Below are 20,180 nucleotides of genomic sequence, written 5' to 3' on the forward strand. Positions count from 1 at the left end.
ACTTCGGGCACCGCCGCGCTCCACGGCCCCCGCCCGCCCCCGGCCACCAACACACCCGGCCGCCGCGCACAGCGCCCGCGCATCGTCCCGGCAGCGCCCTATAGGCGCATTTTTCCACCGCGCGCCCGCGCGGGCGACGGCGTGTCGGCCACCCTCGGAACCACAGGCCGACAGGCCGACACACCTACGGACCGACTCGCCGACACGCCGACAGACGGGCAGGCCGACAGGCCGGGAGACCGGGAGACCGACCAGATCGACCAGATCGACCAGATCGACACGTCGGGTCGACCAGGCTCAGCCCCGTACCTGCCCCAGCCACTGCAACGTCCGCCGTACCTCCAGCGCCAGCGGATGCGCGAGGCCGCCCAGCCGCTCCACGTCGTGCAGGAGCCGCATCAGCGTCTCGTGGGCGGCGCTGCGGTCGCCGAGGGCGAGCAGCAGGTGCCCGATCCGCCGCCGTACCTCGTGGGCGAGGCCGGGGTCGCCGGAGACGTACTGGTTCTCGTAGTACGGCAGCAGCGCGCGGTAGGCCGCGAGGGCCGCCGCCGGTTCGCCGAGCTGTTCCAGGCACTGGGCGGCGTCGTAGCGGAACCGCAGGGCCTGCGGGTCGGCCTGGCCGGCCTCGGCGGCCCGTTCGTCGGCGAGGCGGCGCAGTTCGGGCAGGGCGCGCCGGTACTGGCCGTCGTCCATGAGCGTGGCGGCGTACTGCTTGCGCAGGGTGCGGACCACCGGGGAGTGCTCGCCGTGCTGCTCGGCGGCGGTGGGCAGGATCGCGCCGAGGATGTCGACGGCCTGGGTGATGCGGCCCTCGCCGAGCAGCCGCTTGACCTCGTCGACGGCCTTGGCGACGTCCGGCTTCTCGTCGGGCGGCGGGGTGGCGGGGGCGGGCTGGGGCGCGGGCGTGCGCGCGCGGTCCGGCCAGGGGGCGTGCGGGCGCAGAAAGGGCCGCAAGGGGTCGAGGGGCGCCCCGGTGGGCATCCCGCGCGCGGGCAGCAGCAGCGCCAGGTCCTCGTACACCTCCTGGGCGGAACCCGGACGGTGCTGCGGGTCCTTCGAGAGCAGGCGCAGGACGAGGGTCTCCAGTGCCTCGGGGACCTCGGGGCGGATGCGGCGCACGGGCAGCGGGGGCTCGTACAGGTGCCGGTGCAGGACGCCCAGCGCGGTGGAGCCCGCGAACGGTACGTCGCCGCTGAGCAGTTCGTGCATCAGCACCCCGAGCGCGTACAGGTCGGTGTACGGGCCGACCGCGCCGCCCATGGCCTGCTCGGGTGCCATGTAGGCGGGCGAGCCGATGGGGGAGCCGGTGTGGGTGAGGCGGGTGGTGTCGCTGTCCATGACGGACGCCACGCCGAGGTCGAGGACGGTGACGGTGCCGTCCTGCTTGACCATCACGTTGCGGGGCTTGAGGTCGCGGTGGACGATCGGCACGGCGTGCACGGCGCTCAGGACGGCGCACAGCTGCGCGGCGACCGCCACCGCCCACTGCCAGGGGTACGGGTCGTGCTCGGCGAGGTGGTCGGAGAGGTCGGCGCCGTCCACGTACTGCATGACGAGGAAGAGTTCCTCGCCCTCGCTGCCCGCGTCGTGGACGGTGACCAGGCCGGGGTGGTCGACCTGGGCGGTCACCCGGCACTCGCGCACGAAGCGGCGGCGCAGTTCGTCGGCCTCCTGCCCGGCGACCTTGTCGGGGCGCAGCAGCTTCACCGCGACCCGCCGGTCCAGGCGCCGGTCGTAGGCGGTCCAGACCTGGCCCATGCCGCCCTGTCCGATCAGTGTGGCCAGTTCGTACCGGTCGGCGACGACCCGTCCTGCCGTCACGGTCACCTGCCGCCCTCGGGCCGGCCGTCCTGGTTGCGCAGGTAGTCGCTCAGCTCGTCCAGCTCCGCGCGCACCTCGTCGATCCGCGCGGGTCGCTGGGGCGGCGGCGTCGGTGTCGCCGGGCGGGCCGTCGGGGGCGGTGTGTGCGGGGCGTGCGGCGCGGGCGTGCCGTGCGGGGCGCTCGGGGGGGCCGGGGTGTGCGGCGGGCGCTGGACGGGCGGCATCTGGGAGACCGTGGTCGCGGTGTACGGGGGCTGCGGCTGCGGCTGCGGGTAGCCGTACGCGGGCGCCGGGGCGGGCGCGGGCGGGTACGGGCCGTAGCGGAGCCGGCGGTCGTGGTAGTGGCGGATCTCGGCGGTGAGGTAGTACACGACGACGGCGGCGACGGTGACCAGCAGCAGGGTGAGGCCGGTGTAGCCGATGGCCGTGTCGATCTCGTCGCCCGGGTCTTTGCCGATCAGCACCATGGCGAGGACGTCAATGGCCACGACGGCCACGAACAGCGCCCAGTCCAGGGCCTTGCGCGTGACGAGCGCCAGGCGCAGCATCATCGACGCGGTCAGGAAGCCGAGGCTACAGACCGAGATCACCACGAACAGCACCCGGAGGAACACCAGCACCCCTGTGGAAGGTGGCCGCTTCACCGGCTGCGTATAGCCGTGGCCATGCATGGCTGCTCCTGAAACCTGGGACGGGAAACCTGGACGGGCGCGCGCGGCCGGCCCCGTGCGCTGCCGGTCGTGCGATGGTCACTTCGAGCGTATAGGCCGACACGGACAACCGGTCCCGGGTTGTACCGAACCGTTGTCGACCTGATCACTCCCCGCGTCCCGCACGTCGCAGCGGCGCCGCCGCTTCGGCTGCTACGACGCCGGACACGGCGCTCCGGTTGCCGTTCTCCCGCCGTTCTCCCGCCGCTGTCGCCGCCCTTGGCGGTGCCGCCCGTGCCGGTGCCTCGCGCGCGGGCGGGTGCCGCGCGGTTCAGTCGGGGGCCACCGTGCCGTCGGTCAGGCCGTCGTACATCCCGCGTACGAGTTGCTCCCCGGTGCGGTTCGCGCGCCGGAGCGCCCGTTCGAACTCGTCCAGGGCGCGGAAGCGCGCGCCGTAGCGGCGTTGTTCGTTCAGGGCGAGGCGGGGCAGTTGCAGGCGGCGCACGTCGAGCCGGGTGGCGGTGGAGGCGTAGCTGCTGGCCTGGCGGTTGTTGGCGGTGCCGCGCAGGAAGCCGGCGAGGAACCACGCGTCGAGCGCGGCGGGGTCGGGGCGCAGCAGGACGAGATTGCGGCCCAGGGCGGCGCCCCCGGTCGCGTCGTCGATCACGCGCGCCATGGCGCCGCCGCCGAGCACCGGTACGACGACGTCGCCGGGCTCGGTGAGCACGGTCTCCTCGTCGCCCTCCGGCAGGGCGCCGGTGGGGGCGGCGCCGGACAGGACGTCGTGGTCGGTCAGGACCGGCACGCGCGCGGGGGTGCCGTCGGTGGCCGGAGCGCCCTGCACGCGCGCGTAGGCGGTGTTCGTGCTGGAGCGCATCACGAGCGCGCCCCCGCGGGCGAGTTCGCCGATGGTGGTGAGGGGCCAGCGCGCGGTGTGGGCGGGGGTGACCGGAGGGGGCGTGAGGTCGGCGGTGAGGCGCAGGGTCTCGCCCAGGCGCTCCCTGACCGCGGCGAGCGCCTCCGCGCCGTCGGCCGCCGCCGGGGGCGGGAGGTGGCGGGCGGGGGCGAGGTCCACGTCGTCGTCGAGGAGGTCGATGACCGGCATCGAACGTGCCAGCCCCGGCCGCTCCCGTAGCGTGCCCGCGCGGTCGAACGCGCTCCACGCCTCGGCCACCGCGTCCCTGACGGCCCGCCAGTCGGGCCCACCGCGGCCCTCCCCGGCGTACCGCCCGGTGTCGACCAGCAGCACCTCCGGCGCCGCGGGCGCGTGGCCGGGCCGGCGCAGCACCCACAGGTGGAGCGGGATGCTGTGCGGCGGGGCCGCCCCGACGGGCAGCGCGATCACGGCGCGCAGGGCGCCGCGCCGCAGCAGGTCGGCGCGGATCCGGCGGCCGGAGCGGCGGGAGGCGGTGGCGGGCGGCATCAGCAGGACGGCGGTGCCGCCCTCCTTGAGCCGGGCCAGCGCGTGCTGCACCCATGCCAGCTCGGACTCGGTGCGCGCCGGGAAGCCGTACTCCCAGCGGGGGTCGTACGCCAGTTCGTCATGGCCCCAGTTGCGCTCGTTGAACGGCGGATGGCACAGCACGGCGTCGGCGCGCAGCCCGGGGTGGGCGTCGGCGCGCAGGGTGTCACCGACGGCGGCGCGTACGGCGGCGCCCGAGTGCAGCGCGAGCCTCAGCGCGGTGAACGCCGCCAGCTCCGGCGCACCGTCCTGGAGGTGGAACTCCTGGTCGGGGCGCGGGTCGACGGCCCTGGGCAGGGCGCCGGTGCCGCAGGCGGGGTCGAGGACGATCCGGGCGGGTCCGGCGAGACGAGCCATGAGGTCGGCCAGTTCGGCGGGCGTGAGGGTGTATTGGCGCGGGTTGGCGTCCAGATGCCGGCCGAGCAGGAACTCGAAGGTCTGCCGGGCGCCCATCTCGGCGGCGAGTTCGGCGGCGCCGCGGAGGAGGGGGGCGGAGGGGAGGAGTTCGGGGCCGGTGGGGGTGTGAACAGCCGGGGCGGTGTTCACAGCGGGGGGTGAGTTCACTGTGGAGGGTGAGTTCACGGCGGCCTGGGTGTGTACGGGGGCCGGGGTGTTCACGGCGGCCGGGGTGTTCACGGCGGCCGGGGTGTTCACAGGGACCCGGGCGTGTACGGGTGCCGAGTTGTGAACGGGGGCCGAGCTGTTCACAGCCGTGGGGGTGTTGACGGGATTCGGGCCGTTGACGGGATTCGGGCCGTTCACGGCGGCGGGGGTATCGCTCGCGGCGGGGCGGTCACCGGCGGCGGAGCTGTTGACCGCCCGAGGCCCGTTCACACCCCACGGCGGGTTCACACTCGCCGCCCGGCCGGCCCCGGCCCCACCTACGCCACTTCCACCACTTCCACCACTCCCGCCACTTCCACCACTCCCGCCACCAACACCACCCACGCCGCCCCTCCCGCTCGCCCCGCTTACCCCACTCGCCCCGCCCCGCCGCCGCCCGGCGCCGCCGAACCGGGCGACGATCACCGGCTCCAGTTCCCCCGGCAGCATGGCCGCGAGCCGCTCGTCCGAGCCGGCGGAGACGTCCAGCCACACCGTCGGCCGGTCCTGGATCAGCAGCAGTACGCACCCGGCGTGGATCAGCGCGGCCGCCGGGCCCTCGGGGTGTCCGGCGAGCTGTTGCCAGACGCGTTCGCGGAGCGGGACCTCGGCGAGCTTGCCCTGGTGGCGCAGCCAGCGTTCGACCTCGGCGAGGGCGAAGGAAGGGCTGGTCTCGGTGCCGCCGACGGGTTTGGGGAAGTCGGCGTGGCGACGGCGCCAGTTGCTGACGGCGGCACGTCCCACGCCCGCGAGCCGTGCGATCCCCGCGGCGGTCACCTCTGTCGCGTTGTCCTGCACTCGCCCCGCTCCCCCCTCGTCCTATGTGTGACCCCGAGCATACGACGTATGCACGATCCACCCATTCACGGGCAGTACGCAAGATCCGGGAGTTCACGGCCGTGTACAGACTTGAATCCGTGAATCGTGTTGACTCGGTTCACAGTCGATGTTCTTATTGACCCAGCGAACGAGCGACTGCCCGACGGGGGCGGTCAACGCTTTGGGGAGGGAACTGCCATGGGCATGAAGGGCAAGATCGCGCTGGGCGCAGTCGTGGGGATCGTCGTCATCGGCGCGGTGTCGGTGAGCGGTGGGGGCGACGACGGTTCCAGCGGCGACAGCGGCTCTTCGGCGTCGGCGGAGGGCGCGTCCGGCGACCAGAAGGAGTCGGGCTCGGGGGACGCGGCCGAGGAGACCGAGGAGAAGGAGTCGGCGTTCGGCGGGGACGGCGAGTATCAGATCGGCACGGATGTGACGGCCGGCACCTATCGGACCAGCGGCAATACCGACGCGATGTGTTATTGGGAGCGCGCCAAGGACGCCAAGGGCGAGATCGAGTCGATCCTGGCGAACGACAATGTCACGGGCACGAGTTACGTCACCATCCCGGCGTCCGACAAGATCTTCAAGTCCAGCGGCTGCTCGGACTGGGAGGCCGTCGACCCGGACGCCGAGGGCGGTACGCCGGCGACGGAGATGGCCGGTGACGGGGGGATGTTCAAGGTCGGTGTCGACATCGCGCCCGGGACCTACACGTCGTCCGGGAACACCGACGACATGTGCTACTGGGAGCGCAACAAGGACGCCGAGCACGGCCTGGAGTCGATCATCGCGAACAACAACGTCAGCGGTTCGGCGGTCGTGACGATCACCGCGTCCGACGCCTACTTCAAGACGTCCGGCTGCCAGGACTGGAAGAAGACGGCCTGACCCCGGGCCGACGGGCCGACCCGACCCGGCCCGATCCGGGCCTGTGCGGGCCTGTGCGGGGCGTGAACCACTCAGACACGCCCCGCGCCCCGAGCCGCACCGAGCGCCCACCGCACACCGCACACCGCACACCGCACACCGCACACCCGCGAGCCAAGCGCCCTGCCGCGCACCCCGAACAAGCGGCCCGCCACACCCCCACGCCAAGCGCCCCGCCGCGCACCCCATCTCACCGGGCACGGTTGACCGTACCTCCGAGGATTCCCCCTGCGTCGTACGACACTTGCCGGCGGCTGCACCGAGCCGAGCAACGTCAAGGCCGGCGGCGGGCACTGCCGCATCCGCTTCCAGTGCGCAGGATGCGACTTCCACCGACCCGATCCCTCCTACCGAGCGCGATCGGCTCCGCAACCGGGTCAGGCCGTCTCTCGGCGTCGAATTGGAAGCGTGAAACAGCACGAGCTGATCGAGCGGGTACAGCAGATCGAGCAGCGGAACACCGCGCTGGAGCAAGCGTTGTCAGAGGCCAGGGATCCGATCGCCGCCCTGGAGGGCCAACGGCGTGAGGCGGAGGACGACCTCACCGCGGCACGAGCCGGTCTCCGCCGCGCCATGCGGGCTGTCCCGGCCCCGTAGCCCGTGCCGCACGGCCACACCCATGCTCAGCCCTACCGGGCGTCACGCCGGCCTCTCCGGCCAGCACGTTCGAAGACGGCGAAGGCCGGGGCAACGCGACTGGTCGTGCCGCCTCGTCGTACCCGGATCGCGGCTGGGGATTCCGTGTATCGCGGGCGTATCGAAAATCGCATACGCCGACGCAACAACCTTGCGTCTTCAGTGGAGGCATGAACCACAGCGCAGCACAGTCAACGCCCAGATTTGTTCGCCGGGAAAGGCCCGTGATCATGGATTCGGATTCGGATTCGGTACAGGGCGTCGGCCGCCGGCGGCTCTTCAGATGGGGCGGGCTGGCTGCCGCCGGCGTGGCGGCGGGCGTGCCGCTGGTGGGCGCCGGTGTCGGCGCCAACTGGAGCGTCTACCCGTACACCGGCTGGGTCGCCGTCACCCTCATCAACCGCGACTCCGACAGCCTGGTGGACATCATCGAGCGGCAGACGCAGGCCGTCACCGGCGTTGCGCCCTCCGGCGGGGCGGGCGGCTGAGGTGGGGAACCTGAACCACAGCCCGTCCCCGTCAGCACCGCTCCGCCGGATCGTGCTTGCCGGCCTGGCGATCCTCGGCCTGTCGGGCGTGCTGTTCGCCGTGGGGCGGCCGCTCATGATGGCCGCTCCGGTCTGCATGGCCGGGCGGTGGCACGGCTGCTTCGACACGTTCAACGGTGTGCTGCTCATGATGCTGGTCGGGCTGCCGTTGGCCGCTCTGGTGGTGCGGGCTCTGGCGAGCCTGCGGCGCGCCGGCGGTGTCACGTCGGCGTGGCGGATGTCACTGGCCGAGGTGGGCATGGTCTACGGGACGGTGCCGATGCTGTGGCTGACCCTGCAACCGGGCCCGGGGGCCGGCGTCGTCCCCGGCCGGGTGAGTGCGATCCCGTTGCGGGACCTGGTCACGATGGGGCCGGTCGGGATCGGCGGCAACCTGCTGATCTTCGCGGCGCTGGGGTTCTTCGCTCCGATGCGGTTCGCGGCGCTGGCGTCCGTGCGGCGGATCCTGGTGCTCGGGGCGAGCTGCTCGGTCCTGGTCGAGACAGCACAGTACGTCCTGCGGCTGGACAGGGTGTCGTCGGTGGATGACGTACTGGTCAACGCCGCCGGCGCAGTGCTGTTCGGGCTGGCGTCGCGCCGCTGGTGGCGCGCTGCGGCGCAGGTGCCGTCGGAGCGGCCTCGCCCCGCGCCGGGCACCGACAGGGAGCGTGGCGTGTCCGGTGAGCACCACCCGTCGGCGCCGATTCCGTGATGACCATAGGCTTCACGCATGCGTACTGGATGACCATAGGCTTCACGCATGCGCGTACTGATCGTGGAGGACGAGCCCTACCTGGCCGAGGCGGTCCGTGACGGTCTGCGGCTGGAGGCGATTGCCGCCGACATCGCCGGCGACGGCAACTCCGCCCTGGAATCGCTCAGCCTCAACTCGTACGACATCGCGGTCCTCGACCGGGACATCCCCGGACCCTGCGGCGACGAGGTCGCCCGGCGCATCGTCGCTTCCGGCAGCGGCATCCCGATCCTCATGCTCACCGCTGCCGACCGGATCGACGACAAGGCGTCCGGTTTCGAGCTCGGCGCCGACGACTATCTCACCAAGCCGTTCGAGCTGCGGGAACTCGTCCTGCGGCTGAGGGCGCTCGACCGCAGACGCGGGCATGCCCGGCCTCCGGTGCGCGAGATCGCGGGCCTGCGGCTCGACCCGTTCCGGCGGGAGGTCTTCCGCGACGAACGCTACGTCGCGCTCACCCGCAAGCAGTTCGCGGTGCTGGAAGTCCTCGTCTCCGCCGAGGGCGGGGTCGTCAGGGCCGAGGAGCTGCTGGAACGGGCCTGGGACGAGTACGCCAATCCCTTCACCAACGCCGTGCGCATCACCGTCTCCGCGCTGCGCAAACGGCTCGGCGCACCCTGGATCATCGCCACGGTGCCCGGCGTCGGCTACCGGATCGACACCGGTATGAAGACCGTGGCCCCGGACCGGGACGTCGCCGCCCCCGGCAGTCCGTATGCATAGACCCCCGGGGCTCAGCACCCGACTGAAACTCACCCTCAGCTACGCCGGATTCGTTCTGCTCGCCGGCGTTCTCCTGCTGGCCGTGGTGTGGGGGTTCCTCCTGCGCTACGTACCGGACAGCGATGTGGGTCTTCTCTGGGTCGCACCCAACCGCTACGTCCTCCTGCAAGTCTTCGGCCCCGCCGCAGCCGCGGCGATGGTCTTCCTGCTCGTGTTCGGGCTGGTCGGGGGATGGCTCCTGGCCGGCCGGATGCTCGCACCACTCACTCAGATCAAGGATGCGGTCCGGACAGCCGAGAACGGATCGCTGTCCCACCGGATCGGCATGAAGGGCCGCCGGGACGAATTCCGTGAACTCTCCGACGCGGTCGACTCGATGTTCGAACAACTCGAATCCCACGTCGCCGAGCAGCAGCGATTCGCCGCGAACGCCTCCCACGAACTGCGCACCCCGCTGGCGATCTCGCGGACGCTCCTCGACGTCGCCCGCAAGGATCCGACGCGGGAACGGGACGACCTCATCGAACGGCTGCACGCGGTCAACCAGCGGGCGACCGGCCTCACCGAGGCCCTCCTGCTGCTCAGCCGCGGCGACCGCGGAAACTTCACCCGCGAGAGCGTCGATCTGTCCCTCCTCGCCGAAGAAGCCGCCGAAACGCTGCTTCCCCTCGCCGAACAGCGCCGGATCACGCTGGATGTCACCGGCGGACCGGCTCAGACCAGCGGCTCCGCGGAGCTCCTGTTGCGGACGGTGACGAACCTCGTCCAGAACGCCATCGTCCACAACCTCCCCGCCGATGGCACCGTAACGATCCACACCGAGGCCCACGGCGACACGAGCGTGCTGCGAGTCGAGAACACGGGTCGCCGGCTCCCACCGGAACTGGTACCGATCCTCATCGAACCCTTCCAGCGTGGAACAGAACGCGTACGCACCGACGAACACGCCGGCGCCGGCCTCGGCCTGGCCATCGTGCACAGCATCGTCCGTGCCCACGAAGGGACCCTCGACCTCGTCCCCAGCCCCGCCGGCGGCCTCCTCGCCACGGTCCGGCTTCCCGGCACGCCGTAGGCAGCGTTCCCCGAGCGGGCCGCGAGAACGCCCACCGCGAACCGCAACGCCCGAGAGGTTCAGACCACACCACACCTAACCGCGCAAATTGCGCAACTCGGGCGTATCGTCGGACTTGAGTCACCTCCGGAAGGAGCTCTGGATGGGCATCTTCGACAGGTTCAGGAGCCACGGTCAGGACAAGGCCAAGCCCATGTCCGACGCGGCCGAACAGAAGGCCAACGAGAAGACGGGCAACAAGTACGAGAGCCAGGTCGACGACGCGCAGCACAAGGCTGAGGGCGCGCTCGGCGTGGACCGCGAAAGGCCCGAGCAGCCGTAGGCCGGAGACCCCACGGAGGACACCCCGAACCACCCGGAAATATCCTGAATCACCGAAAAACGCCAAGAACACGCCAAGAACACGCCGAGAACACGCCGAGAACTACCTAGAACCGAAGCCGTCCGCGGCACCTCACCTCCCGCGGGCGGCTTCACCCGTACCGAGCCCGGCGGTCACCCGTACCGGACCCGGCCGTCACCCGTACCGGACACGACCGTCACCCGCACCGGACCCGACCCCACCCCCACCGGACCCGGCGGTCACACATACCGGCCCCAGCCAGGACGGCTCGCGCCTACGACCCCAGCACCGACGCCAAGAACTCCCCCACCCACCCCAGCAGATCCCGCCCGACCAGCGGCTTCCCGCCCACCTTCGTGGTCTTAGGCCGGGGCACCAGCACCTGGTGCGCGGCGGGCTTGATGACGCTGCCGGGGTACAGCCGCTTCAGGCGCAGTTCCTGCGACTCGCGCAGCTCGACGGGCGCGAAGCGGATGTTGGTGCCCTGGAGGACCACCTCGCCCACCCCGCACGCGCGCGCCAGCATCCGCAGGCCGGCCACCAGGAGCAGGTTCTCGACGGGCTCGGGCAGCTTGCCGTAGCGGTCGGTGAGTTCCTCGCGGACCGCCCTGATGTCGTCCTCGGTGTTGGCGGAGGCGATCGACCGGTACGCCTGGAGCCGCAGCCGCTCGCCGGGCGCGTAGTCGTGCGGGACGTGCGCGTCGACCGGCAGCTCGATCTTGACCTCCAGCGGCGGGGGCTCCTCGATCGCGCCGGTCTCCAGCTGCCGCCGGTAGTCCGCGACGGCCTCGCCGACCATCCGCACGTACAGGTCGAAGCCGACGCCCGCGATATGGCCGGACTGCTCGCCGCCCAGGAGGTTGCCGGCGCCGCGGATCTCCAGGTCCTTCATGGCGACGTACATGCCCGCGCCCATCTCGGTGTGCTGGGCGATGGTCGCGAGCCGTTCGTGCGCGGTCTCGGTCAGCGGCTTCTCCGGCGGGTACAGGAAGTACGCGTACCCGCGCTCCCGGCCGCGCCCGACGCGCCCGCGCAGCTGGTGCAGCTGGGAGAGGCCGAAGGTGTCGCCGCGCTCCACGATGAGGGTGTTGGCGTTGGAGATGTCGATGCCGGACTCCACGATCGTGGTCGACACCAGTACGTCGAACTTCTTCTCCCAGAAGTCGACCACGACCTGTTCCAGCGCGGACTCCGACATCTGCCCGTGCGCGGTGGCGATCCGCGCCTCGGGGACGATCTCGCGCAGCCGGGCCGCCGCGCGGTCGATGGACTCGACCCGGTTGTGGATGTAGAAGACCTGGCCCTCGCGCAGCAGCTCGCGGCGGATCGCGGCGCCGATCTGCCTCTCCTCGTACGGGCCGACGAAGGTGAGCACCGGGTGGCGCTCCTCGGGCGGGGTGGTGATGGTCGACATCTCGCGGATGCCGGTGACCGCCATCTCCAGGGTGCGCGGGATGGGGGTCGCGGACATCGTCAGTACGTCGACATTGGCGCGCAGCTTCTTCAGCTGCTCCTTGTGCTCGACACCGAAGCGCTGCTCCTCGTCGACGATGACCAGGCCGAGGTCCTTGAACTTGGTCTCGGCGGAGAACAGCCGGTGGGTGCCGATGACGATGTCCACCGAGCCCTCGCGCAGCCCCTCCAGGGCCGCCTTGGCGTCGGTGTCGCTCTGGAACCGGGACAGCGCCCGCACATTCACCGGGAACTGCGCGTACCGCTCGCTGAACGTCCCGAAGTGCTGCTGCACCAGCAGCGTCGTCGGCACCAGCACCGCGACCTGCTTGCCGTCCTGTACGGCCTTGAAGGCGGCCCGCACCGCGATCTCGGTCTTGCCGTATCCGACGTCGCCGCAGATCAGGCGGTCCATGGGGACCGACTTCTCCATGTCCTCCTTGACCTCGGCGATGGTGGTGAGCTGGTCGGGCGTCTCCGCGTAGGGGAAGGCGTCCTCCAGCTCGCGCTGCCACGGCGTGTCGGGCCCGAAAACATGGCCGGGGGCGGCCATGCGCGCGCTGTAGAGCTTGATCAGGTCGGCGGCGATCTCCTTGACGGCCTTCTTGGCGCGGGCCTTGGTCTTGGTCCAGTCGGCGCCGCCGAGCCGGTGCAGGGTGGGCGCCTCGCCACCGACGTACTTGGTGATCTGCTCCAGCTGGTCGGTGGGGATGTACAGACGGTCGCCGGGCTGGCCGCGCTTGGCGGGCGCGTACTCCACGACCAGGTACTCGCGGGTGGCGCCCTGCACCGTGCGCTGCACCATCTCGATGTATCGGCCCACGCCGTGCTGCTCGTGGACGATGTAGTCGCCCGCCTCCAGGGTGAGCGGGTCGATGGTCTTCCTGCGCCGCGCGGGCATGCGCGCGCCGTCGCGTCCGGCGGCCTTCTGGCCGGACAGGTCGGTCTCGGTGAGCACGGCGAGCTTGAGCGCCGGGTCCACGAAGCCGTAGTCGATCGAGCCGCAGGCCACCTGCACCAGGGACGGGCTCAGTTCGCCCAGGTCGGTGTCCAGCCGGGCGGCGATGCCCTCGCCGCCGAGCACCTCGACCGTACGGGCGGCGGGGCCGTGGGCCTCGGTGACGTACACCGTGCGCCAGCCGTCGGCGAGCCAGCCCTTGGTGTCGGCGAGCGCCCGCGCGGTGTCGCCCCGGTAGGTCTCGGGCGCGTGCATGCCGAGCTTGAGGGTGTCGCCGGCGGCGTCGCTCTCGTAGGCCGCCGTCAGTTCCTCGTCGGCGGCGAACGGCGACACCGTCCACCACAGCATCTCCAGCTCCCGCGCGCGTGCCCGTACGTCCGCGATGGGCCACAGGGAGGCCGCGCCGACGTCGATGGGCGCCTCGCCGCCGCCCGCGGTGGCCGCCCAGGACGCCAGGAGGAACTCCTGTGACGTCGCCACCAGATCCGCCGCACGCGTGCGCACCCGCTCCGGGTCGCATACGACGGCCATCGCGCCCTCGGGCAGCACGTCCAGCAGCAGTTCCATGTCGTCGACCAGGACCGGGGCGAGGGACTCCATGCCCTCGACCGCGATGCCCTCGGCGATCTTGCCGAGCAGCTCGCCCAGCTCCGGGTGGGCCTCGGCGAGCGCACGCGCGCGTGCCCGCACGTCGTCGGTGAGCAGCAGCTCACGGCAGGGCGGCGCCCACACGCCGTGCTCGGCGACCTCCAGGGAGCGCTGGTCGGCGACCTTGAAGTAGCGGATCTCCTCGACGTCGTCGCCCCAGAACTCGATGCGCAGAGGGTGTTCCTCGGTGGGCGGGAAGACGTCCAGGATGCCGCCGCGCACGGCGAACTCGCCCCGCTTCTCGACCAGCTCCACGCGCGTGTAGGCGGCGCCCGCGAGGGCCTCCACGATCTGGTTGAGGTCCGCCGTCTGCCCGGTGCGCAACGCCACCGGTTCCAGGTCGCCCAGGCCCTTGACCTGCGGCTGGAGCACGGACCGTACGGGCGCCACGACCACCGAGACCGGGCCCGTCTCCGGGTCGTCGGCGCGCGGGTGGGCGAGCCGCCGCAGCACGGCGAGGCGGCGGCCCATGGTGTCGCTGCGGGGGCTGAGGCGCTCGTGCGGCAGCGTCTCCCAGGAGGGGTACTCCACGACGCCGTCCGGCGGCAGCAGCGAGCGCAGGGCCGCCGCCAGGTCCTCCGCCTCACGCCCGGTGGCCGTGACCGCGAGCACGGTACGGGTGGACTCGCGGGCCAGCGCCGCCACCGCGAAGGGGCGCGCGGCGGGCGGGCCGACCAGGTCGATGTGCATGCGGTTGCCGTCGGCAGCCGCCTTGATCGCTTCCGCGAGGGCGGCGTCCTTGACGACGGCGTCGAGCAGACCGTGCAGGCTCATGGAGGGGCTTTCCTTGTCCGGGGGTGGGTCGGGTCGGGTCGGGGCGGGCCGGGTCGGGCCGGGAGGGGAGGGGGCTGGGGGCGGGATCGGCGCTGAGGCCGACACCTGACCTCGGGACACCGAAACTCGGGACACCGAAATTTCGGGGGCGGGCAACACGAAGGGCCCGACACGCGTCACGGGCCGGGGTGTGTCCAGCCTACGACGCCCCACCGACAGTCGCCGGAGCGGTGAGAAACCACCCCGGCGCGCACGCCCCCGGCCCGCGCCCGTGCCCGCGCTCCGCGCCCCCTCCCCGCCAGGCGGCGAACCGGTCCCCCCAGGCGGCGAACCGGCCCACACCGGCCCTCACCGGCCCCCGGAAACGCCGACGGCCCCGGCAGACGCGTAGTGCGCCCGCCGGGGCCGTCGTCCCCCGCAACCCCCGTATGCGGTGGTCGTGGACCCTCCCGGACCGTCCCAGCCCCCATCCCCCATCCCCCAGGGATCAGTCCGTCGCGATCGCGTTCAGGACGTTCATACGTCCCGCCCGGAAGGCCGGTATGAGCGCGGCGAACAGTCCGACGAAGGCGGATCCGATGAAGACGCCGATGATCGTCGGCCAGGGGATCTCCAGGACCTTCAGCCCCTCCAGGGCGAGCAGTTGCTGGGCGGTCGCGCCCCAGCCCATGCCGAGGCCCAGGCCGAGCAGCGCGCCGAACAGGGCGATCACCACCGACTCCAGGCGGATCATCCGCCGCATCTGCCTGCGGGACAGGCCGATCGCCCGCATCAGGCCGATCTCGCGGGTGCGCTCCACCACCGACAGGGCGAGGGTGTTCACGACCCCGAGGACGGCGACGATGATCGCGAGGGCGAGCAGGCCGTAGATCATGTTCAGCATCTGGCCGACCTGGTCCTGGATGGCTTCCTTGTAGTCGCTCTGGTCCCGGACCGTGTACTGCGGATAGTCGTCCAGGGAGGTCTCCAGCGCCTTGTACACCGCCGCAGCCTGGCCGTCCTCCGCCGCCGAGGCGAAGAGGATCGAGTCCAGCGGCATCTTGTCGGCGGGAATGTACGTGGCCATCGTGTCGATGGACGTGTACATCGCGCCCGCGTCGATGACCGCTTCGCTGCTGGTGATGGCGCGGACGGTCAGCTGGGCCGTGGAGCCGTCCTTGAAGTCGACGCCGATCGTGGAGCCGAGGCTGATGCCGTGGTCCTTGGCGAACTGCTCGTGGACGGACATGGAGTCCGGCTGGTAGGCGTCGGCGAGGTCGCCCTGGACGGTCTCGACCCGGAGGTCGGTGGCGTACGTCGGGTCGGCGGCCGTGATCGCGGTGCTCTTGAGCGTCTCGCCGTCGGGGGTGCTGAAGTCGGCCTGCGTCCACTTGTACTCGGTGACATGGCCCACGCCCTCGGTGTCCCGTACCGTCTGCACGGCCTGCGGGGTGATGAGCTGGCCGCTGTCGCTCTGGATGATGAAGTCCGTGCCGACGCTCTGGTCGAGTTCCTCGGTGGCCGAGGCGACCATCGAGGAGCCGACGACCGACAGACAGGCGACCAGGGCGAGGCCGATCATCAGGGCCGCGCCGGTGGCGCCGGTGCGGCGCGGGTTGCGCAGGGCGTTGCGCTCGGCGAGGCGGCCGACGGGGCCGAAGGCCCGTAGCAGGACCGCACTGAGGACCCGGACCACGGCGCCCGCGAGCAGCGGGCCGATGGCGACGAAGCCGATCAGGGACAGCAGTACGCCGCCGCCGAGCCACAGGGCGCCCTCGCTCGCCTTGTCGGCGCCCGCCGCGAGGTAGAGGCCGAAGACGCCGCCGCCGGTGAGCAGCGCTCCGATGGCGGCGCGGATCCGGCCGGCCCGGGCGTCGGGCGGGGCTCCGGCGTCGCGCAGGGCGGCCATGGGCGAGACCTTGCCCGCGCGGCGGGCCGGGAGGTAGGCGGCCAGGACGGTGACGACGATGCCGAGGACCATGCCGACCACGGGGGTCGTCCAGGCCACGGTCAGGTCGTCGGTGGACAGGTTCATGCCCGCGGCGCCCATGAGCTTCATCAGGCCGACCGCCAGGCCGACCCCGCCGAGCACGCCGAGCACCGAGCCGACCAGGCCCAGCAGCAGCGCCTCGACCAGCACGGACCGGTTGACCTGCTTGCGGGAGGAGCCGATGGCCCGCATCAGGCCGATCTCCCGGGTGCGCTGGGCGACCAGCATGGAGAAGGTGTTGATGATCAGGAAGACGCCGACGAGGAAGGCGATCCCGGCGAAGCCGAGCATGGCGTACTTGATGACGCCCATGAACTCCTCGACGTCCGCCGCGCCCGCGTCCGCGACCTCCTTGGCGGTCTGCACCTTGTAGCCGCCGTCGAGCGCCGCGGTGACGTTCTTCTTGACCTGGGCGTCGGTGAAGCCGGGTGCCGCGGTGACATGGACGCTGGTGAAGACGTCGCTCTCGCCGGTCAGGATCCGCTGGGCGGTCGGGACATCGAGGTAGAAGACCGCGGCGCCGGGGTTGGTGACCGTGAAGTCGGCGATGCCGGAGATCTTCGCCCGGTGGGTGCCCAGGGCGGTGATGATCCCGATCTGGTCACCGAGCTCGAGGTCGTGCTTGTCGGCGGTGTCGCTGTCGACCATGACCTGGTCGGCGCCCTGGGGCGCGGCACCGGAGGTGATCTCCATGGTGCGGGCGTCGTTGCTGTTCCAGCTGCCCACGATGGTCGGGGCGCCGCCGGACGCCGAGAGGCTGTCCTTGTCGGCGTCGATCACGGTCACGGAGGTCGAGGCGACGGCCCCCTCCACCGACTGGACGCCCTCGGCGTCCTTCGCCCGGTCGGCCACGGACGCCGGCATCACCGGCGGCCTGCCGTTGTCGGCGGTGGTCTCGCCGGTGTCGGAGGCTTCCTCGGTGCTGATGGTGACATCGGCGGAGGTGGCCTGGAAGAGCTTGTCGAACGTCGTGTTCATGGTGTCCGTGAACACCAGCGTGCCGCAGACGAAGGCGACCGACAGCAGCACCGCCACCGCCGACAGGGCCATGCGCCCCTTGTGCGCGAGGAAGTTGCGCCGGGAGGTCTTCCACACGGTCATGACGTGCGCCCCCGCGCGTCGAAGTCCTTCATGCGGTCCAGGACCTGATCGGCGGTCGGGTTGTACATCTCGTCGACGATCCGGCCGTCGGCGAGGTACAGCACCCGGTCCGAGTAGGACGCGGCGACCGGGTCGTGGGTGACGATCACGATGGTCTGGCCGAGATCGTCCACCGAGCGGCGCAGAAAGCCCAGTACCTCGGCGCCCGCGCGGGAATCAAGATTGCCAGTGGGCTCGTCGCCGAAGATGATCTCGGGCCGGGCGGCGAGGGCGCGGGCCACGGCGACGCGCTGCTGCTGGCCGCCGGAGAGCTGGGTCGGCCGGTGCTTGAGCCGCCCGGCGAGCCCGACGGTCTCCACGACCTGCTCCAGCCAGGCACGGTCCGGCTTGCGGCCGGCGATGTCCATGGGCAGCGTGATGTTCTCTATCGCGTTCAGCGTCGGCAGCAGGTTGAACGCCTGGAAGATGAAGCCGATCCGGTCGCGGCGCAGCTGGGTGAGCTTCTTGTCCTTCAGACCGGTGATCTCGGTGTCATCGAGATAGATCTTCCCGCTGGAGACGGTGTCGAGACCGGCGAGGCAGTGCATCAGGGTCGACTTGCCCGAGCCCGAGGGGCCCATGATCGCGGTGAACTGACCGCGGGCGATGTCCACGTCCACATGGTCGAGCGCGACGACCCGGGTCTCCCCGGCCCCGTACGCCTTGACGACCTGCCGCGCCCGCGCGGCAACGGCCGTACGCCCTCCAGTGCCCCCGTGCCTGGGAATGGTTACATCCGATGTCACGGTATTTCTCCTATGTCGGTCGGTGCTGGATCGTGCGGCGACCAGGTCGCGGACAACGTGGTGGGTCTGGCGCGGACAACGTGGTGGGTCGAGCGGTCGTACGCCCAGGTGGTGCCGCCGTACGCGGTGCGGCCCCGCCTCGACGAGTCTCCCGTCCGGGAGGGGTCCCGCACCCTGGTGCCCAGCGCAGTCTTTTACTGAGGAAAACCCCACCCCCGAAGGTGCGGTGAACCGTCTCCTCAGCGCCCCCCATCGGCGTAAAGCCAGGTTAAGGAAGCCCCGCCGGGCCTCTCGTCCTCCGCGGGTACGAACCCTCCCCCACCCCTGCGACCGAGGTACCCCTAGGGGCAGTCCACCGCCGGGTGGAGTCCTTCTCAGGGTCGGCTCCACCGTTCGATGCGGTGAGCCTCCACCCTCCTGCGACGTGAGGGTCAAGCCCTCCGCCGCGCGAAGGCCGGGCCTCCCGCCCCGGCGGCCGGCGATGGGAAGCTGTCGCACGGCAGATGCCTGCAAGGGGAAACCAGTTGGGGACGGGCGCCACCACCACGGAGGCGACCCGCCGGGCCGTCGCCGACGCGGTCTACCTGGGCGCGGCCTGCGCCGCCACCCTCGCCATGCTGATCGTCCTCACCCTGGCCCCGAGACGCTTTCCCGTCCTCCCGGAGAACGCGCCTCCTATGGAGGGGGCTTCGAGCGACTGACCGGCGTGTCGGAGTGCCGAAAAATCGGCATCCGGGCGTGTCGCCATCTCGGCGTGTCGGTATCTCGGCGTGTCGGCGCACCGAGAGTCAGGCCCCAGGGCCCACGTCAGCCCAGACCCCCAGCCCCCAGCCCCCCAGCCCCCCAGCCCGCCCCGGCTCACTCCGCCGGAGCCCGACCCCCCGTCAACGCGGCCAGGCTGCTGCGGACGTTGTCCATCTGCGCGCGTACGTCGTCCCAGCGCTCCCCGTGTTCACACAGCACCCGTTCCGTCTCGCGGGCGATGCCGTCCTCCCGCAGACGGGCGTCGGCGAGAAGTTCGGCGGCGCGGGCGCGGGCCTCCTCCTGGAGGCGCCCGGCGGACTCCTGCGCCCCGGCGAACGCCTCCTCGGCGGCGGCGAGAGCGGCCTCCGCGCGGGCGGCCCGCTCGGCGTGTTCGGCGTCCAGGGCGGCGCCCGACCCCACGACCTCGCTCTCGGCGGCGGCCCAGCGCTCGGCGTGCTCCTTGTGCTGCTCGGCGAGCATGCCGGTGGTGCGCTGCCGCACCTCGCGCAGCGCGGACAGGGCCTCGCCACGCCCCTCCTTGATGTCCCGCCGGGCGCCGACACGCAGGTCGTCGGCCTCCGCGCGGGCGGCGAGCAGCAACTGGCGGGCGCGTTCCTCGACCTCCGCGCGGAGCGTGTCCGCCTCCTCCTGCGCCTCCCGGCGCACCCCGAGGGCGTACGACTCGGCCTCGGCGACCCGCTCCTGCCCCGCCCGCCGCACACCGTCCCGTACGGCGTCCGCCTCTTCCTGCGCCAGCCGCAGGACCCGCTGCGCGCGCTCGCCCAGGCACTCGTACGTCTGCGGCGGCAGCCCGGCGACCCGCTCGCGCAGCTGCCCGGCCTCCGCCTCCATGTTCTTGGCGAGGACGGTGAGACGCGCGGCGCGTTCCCAGGCGGCGTCACGGTCCTGGGAGAGGGCCTCGGTGAACGCGTCGACCTGATCGGGGCGGTAGCCGCGCCCCCGGACGGTCACGAACCCCTGTGGCGACACCCATGTGCCGTTCATCTGGAACCCCTCTCCGCCGGACCGGACATAGACATGCATGAAGTTCGATTTGCCGCATATCTTGGTAGACCGGACGGAGGTGTTCATAACGCGACACTCCGCAGCCGGGTTACGGAGACTTCAACAAGCCGTCCCGTACGCCCATATGCCGGTACATCGGCACCCCGATTCACCCGGCACGCACGCGGGCCCCGGACGCACGCACGCAAAAGGGCCGCCCCCGCCACAACGGCCGGGAACGGCCCACCACGCGCGCGTGCGCCCGCTCATCAAGTCGCAGCCGCAGCCGGACTCGCAGTCAGAGTCGGACTCGCAGTCAGAGTCGGACTCGGAGTCGGAGTCGGAGTCGATCAAGTCAGCGGCGCTGCGCCCCACCCTTCACAGGACAGCGACAGCGCCACCCC

The 20,180-nt window shown here is 71.8% G+C and carries 15 protein-coding genes; 8 read left to right on the plus strand and 7 right to left on the minus strand.

The features are described from left to right. Positions 1 to 297 precede the first annotated feature (297 nt). From ACFRFC_RS08535 to ACFRFC_RS08545, 3 genes are all read right to left on the minus strand, one after another. Positions 298 to 1,785, minus strand: a complete 1,488-nt coding sequence (locus tag ACFRFC_RS08535; protein ID WP_382689862.1) for a serine/threonine-protein kinase — start codon at positions 1,783 to 1,785, stop codon at positions 298 to 300. A gap of 38 nt (positions 1,786 to 1,823) precedes the next feature. After that, the gene (locus ACFRFC_RS08540) at positions 1,824 to 2,465 is read right to left on the minus strand and encodes a hypothetical protein (RefSeq protein WP_382689607.1); all 642 of its coding nucleotides are present in this window, start codon (positions 2,463 to 2,465) and stop codon (positions 1,824 to 1,826) included. A gap of 337 nt (positions 2,466 to 2,802) precedes the next feature. After that, complete coding sequence (locus tag ACFRFC_RS08545) at positions 2,803 to 5,334, minus strand: N-6 DNA methylase (RefSeq protein WP_382689608.1); 2,532 nt, start codon at positions 5,332 to 5,334, stop codon at positions 2,803 to 2,805. A gap of 225 nt (positions 5,335 to 5,559) precedes the next feature. On the opposite strand from ACFRFC_RS08545, the gene ACFRFC_RS08550 reads away from it, so the two are divergent. From ACFRFC_RS08550 to ACFRFC_RS08580, 7 genes are all read left to right on the plus strand, one after another. Then, a complete protein-coding gene (locus ACFRFC_RS08550; protein ID WP_382689610.1) occupies positions 5,560 to 6,246 on the plus strand; it encodes a hypothetical protein in 687 nt (228 codons plus the stop codon). A gap of 447 nt (positions 6,247 to 6,693) precedes the next feature. Further along, positions 6,694 to 6,882, plus strand: coding sequence for a hypothetical protein (locus ACFRFC_RS08555; RefSeq protein WP_382689612.1), 189 nt, complete (start codon positions 6,694 to 6,696; stop codon positions 6,880 to 6,882). Between the two features lie 269 nt (positions 6,883 to 7,151). Next, on the plus strand, positions 7,152 to 7,409 hold the full coding sequence (locus ACFRFC_RS08560) for a hypothetical protein (protein ID WP_382689614.1): 258 nt from the start codon (positions 7,152 to 7,154) through the stop codon (positions 7,407 to 7,409). A gap of 52 nt (positions 7,410 to 7,461) precedes the next feature. Beyond that, positions 7,462 to 8,160: a VanZ family protein gene (locus tag ACFRFC_RS08565; RefSeq protein ID WP_382689616.1), complete on the plus strand. Its 699-nt coding sequence runs from the start codon at positions 7,462 to 7,464 to the stop codon at positions 8,158 to 8,160. A 48-nt stretch (positions 8,161 to 8,208) separates the two neighbouring features. After that, on the plus strand, positions 8,209 to 8,925 hold the full coding sequence (locus ACFRFC_RS08570) for a response regulator transcription factor (RefSeq protein WP_382689618.1): 717 nt from the start codon (positions 8,209 to 8,211) through the stop codon (positions 8,923 to 8,925). After that, complete coding sequence (locus ACFRFC_RS08575; protein ID WP_382689620.1) at positions 8,918 to 9,997, plus strand: sensor histidine kinase; 1,080 nt, start codon at positions 8,918 to 8,920, stop codon at positions 9,995 to 9,997. The genes ACFRFC_RS08570 and ACFRFC_RS08575 overlap by 8 nt, the downstream gene beginning before the upstream one ends. A 142-nt stretch (positions 9,998 to 10,139) precedes the next feature. Further along, on the plus strand, positions 10,140 to 10,319 hold the full coding sequence (locus tag ACFRFC_RS08580) for an antitoxin (RefSeq protein WP_382689622.1): 180 nt from the start codon (positions 10,140 to 10,142) through the stop codon (positions 10,317 to 10,319). A 295-nt stretch (positions 10,320 to 10,614) separates the two neighbouring features. On the opposite strand, the gene mfd is transcribed toward ACFRFC_RS08580, so the two are convergent. The 3 genes from mfd to ACFRFC_RS08595 form a co-directional block, all read right to left on the minus strand. Continuing rightward, positions 10,615 to 14,172: a transcription-repair coupling factor gene (mfd, locus tag ACFRFC_RS08585; RefSeq protein WP_382689624.1), complete on the minus strand. Its 3,558-nt coding sequence runs from the start codon at positions 14,170 to 14,172 to the stop codon at positions 10,615 to 10,617. Between the two features lie 487 nt (positions 14,173 to 14,659). Then, positions 14,660 to 17,242, minus strand: a complete 2,583-nt coding sequence (locus ACFRFC_RS08590) for an ABC transporter permease (protein ID WP_382689626.1) — start codon at positions 17,240 to 17,242, stop codon at positions 14,660 to 14,662. Further along, complete coding sequence (locus tag ACFRFC_RS08595) at positions 17,239 to 18,027, minus strand: ABC transporter ATP-binding protein (protein WP_382689628.1); 789 nt, start codon at positions 18,025 to 18,027, stop codon at positions 17,239 to 17,241. Before ACFRFC_RS08595 ends, ACFRFC_RS08590 begins: the two co-directional genes overlap by 4 nt. 503 nt (positions 18,028 to 18,530) lie before the next feature. Between ACFRFC_RS08595 and ACFRFC_RS08600 the strand changes: the two genes are divergently transcribed. Next, positions 18,531 to 18,728: a hypothetical protein gene (locus ACFRFC_RS08600; RefSeq protein ID WP_382689630.1), complete on the plus strand. Its 198-nt coding sequence runs from the start codon at positions 18,531 to 18,533 to the stop codon at positions 18,726 to 18,728. Between the two features lie 157 nt (positions 18,729 to 18,885). Here ACFRFC_RS08600 and ACFRFC_RS08605 read toward each other — a convergent pair whose 3' ends face one another. Continuing rightward, a complete protein-coding gene (locus ACFRFC_RS08605; RefSeq protein ID WP_382689632.1) occupies positions 18,886 to 19,776 on the minus strand; it encodes a DivIVA domain-containing protein in 891 nt (296 codons plus the stop codon). Positions 19,777 to 20,180 lie beyond the last annotated feature (404 nt).

This window comes from Streptomyces sp. NPDC056734, from assembly GCF_042790455.1.
Lineage (GTDB): Bacteria > Actinomycetota > Actinomycetes > Streptomycetales > Streptomycetaceae > Streptomyces.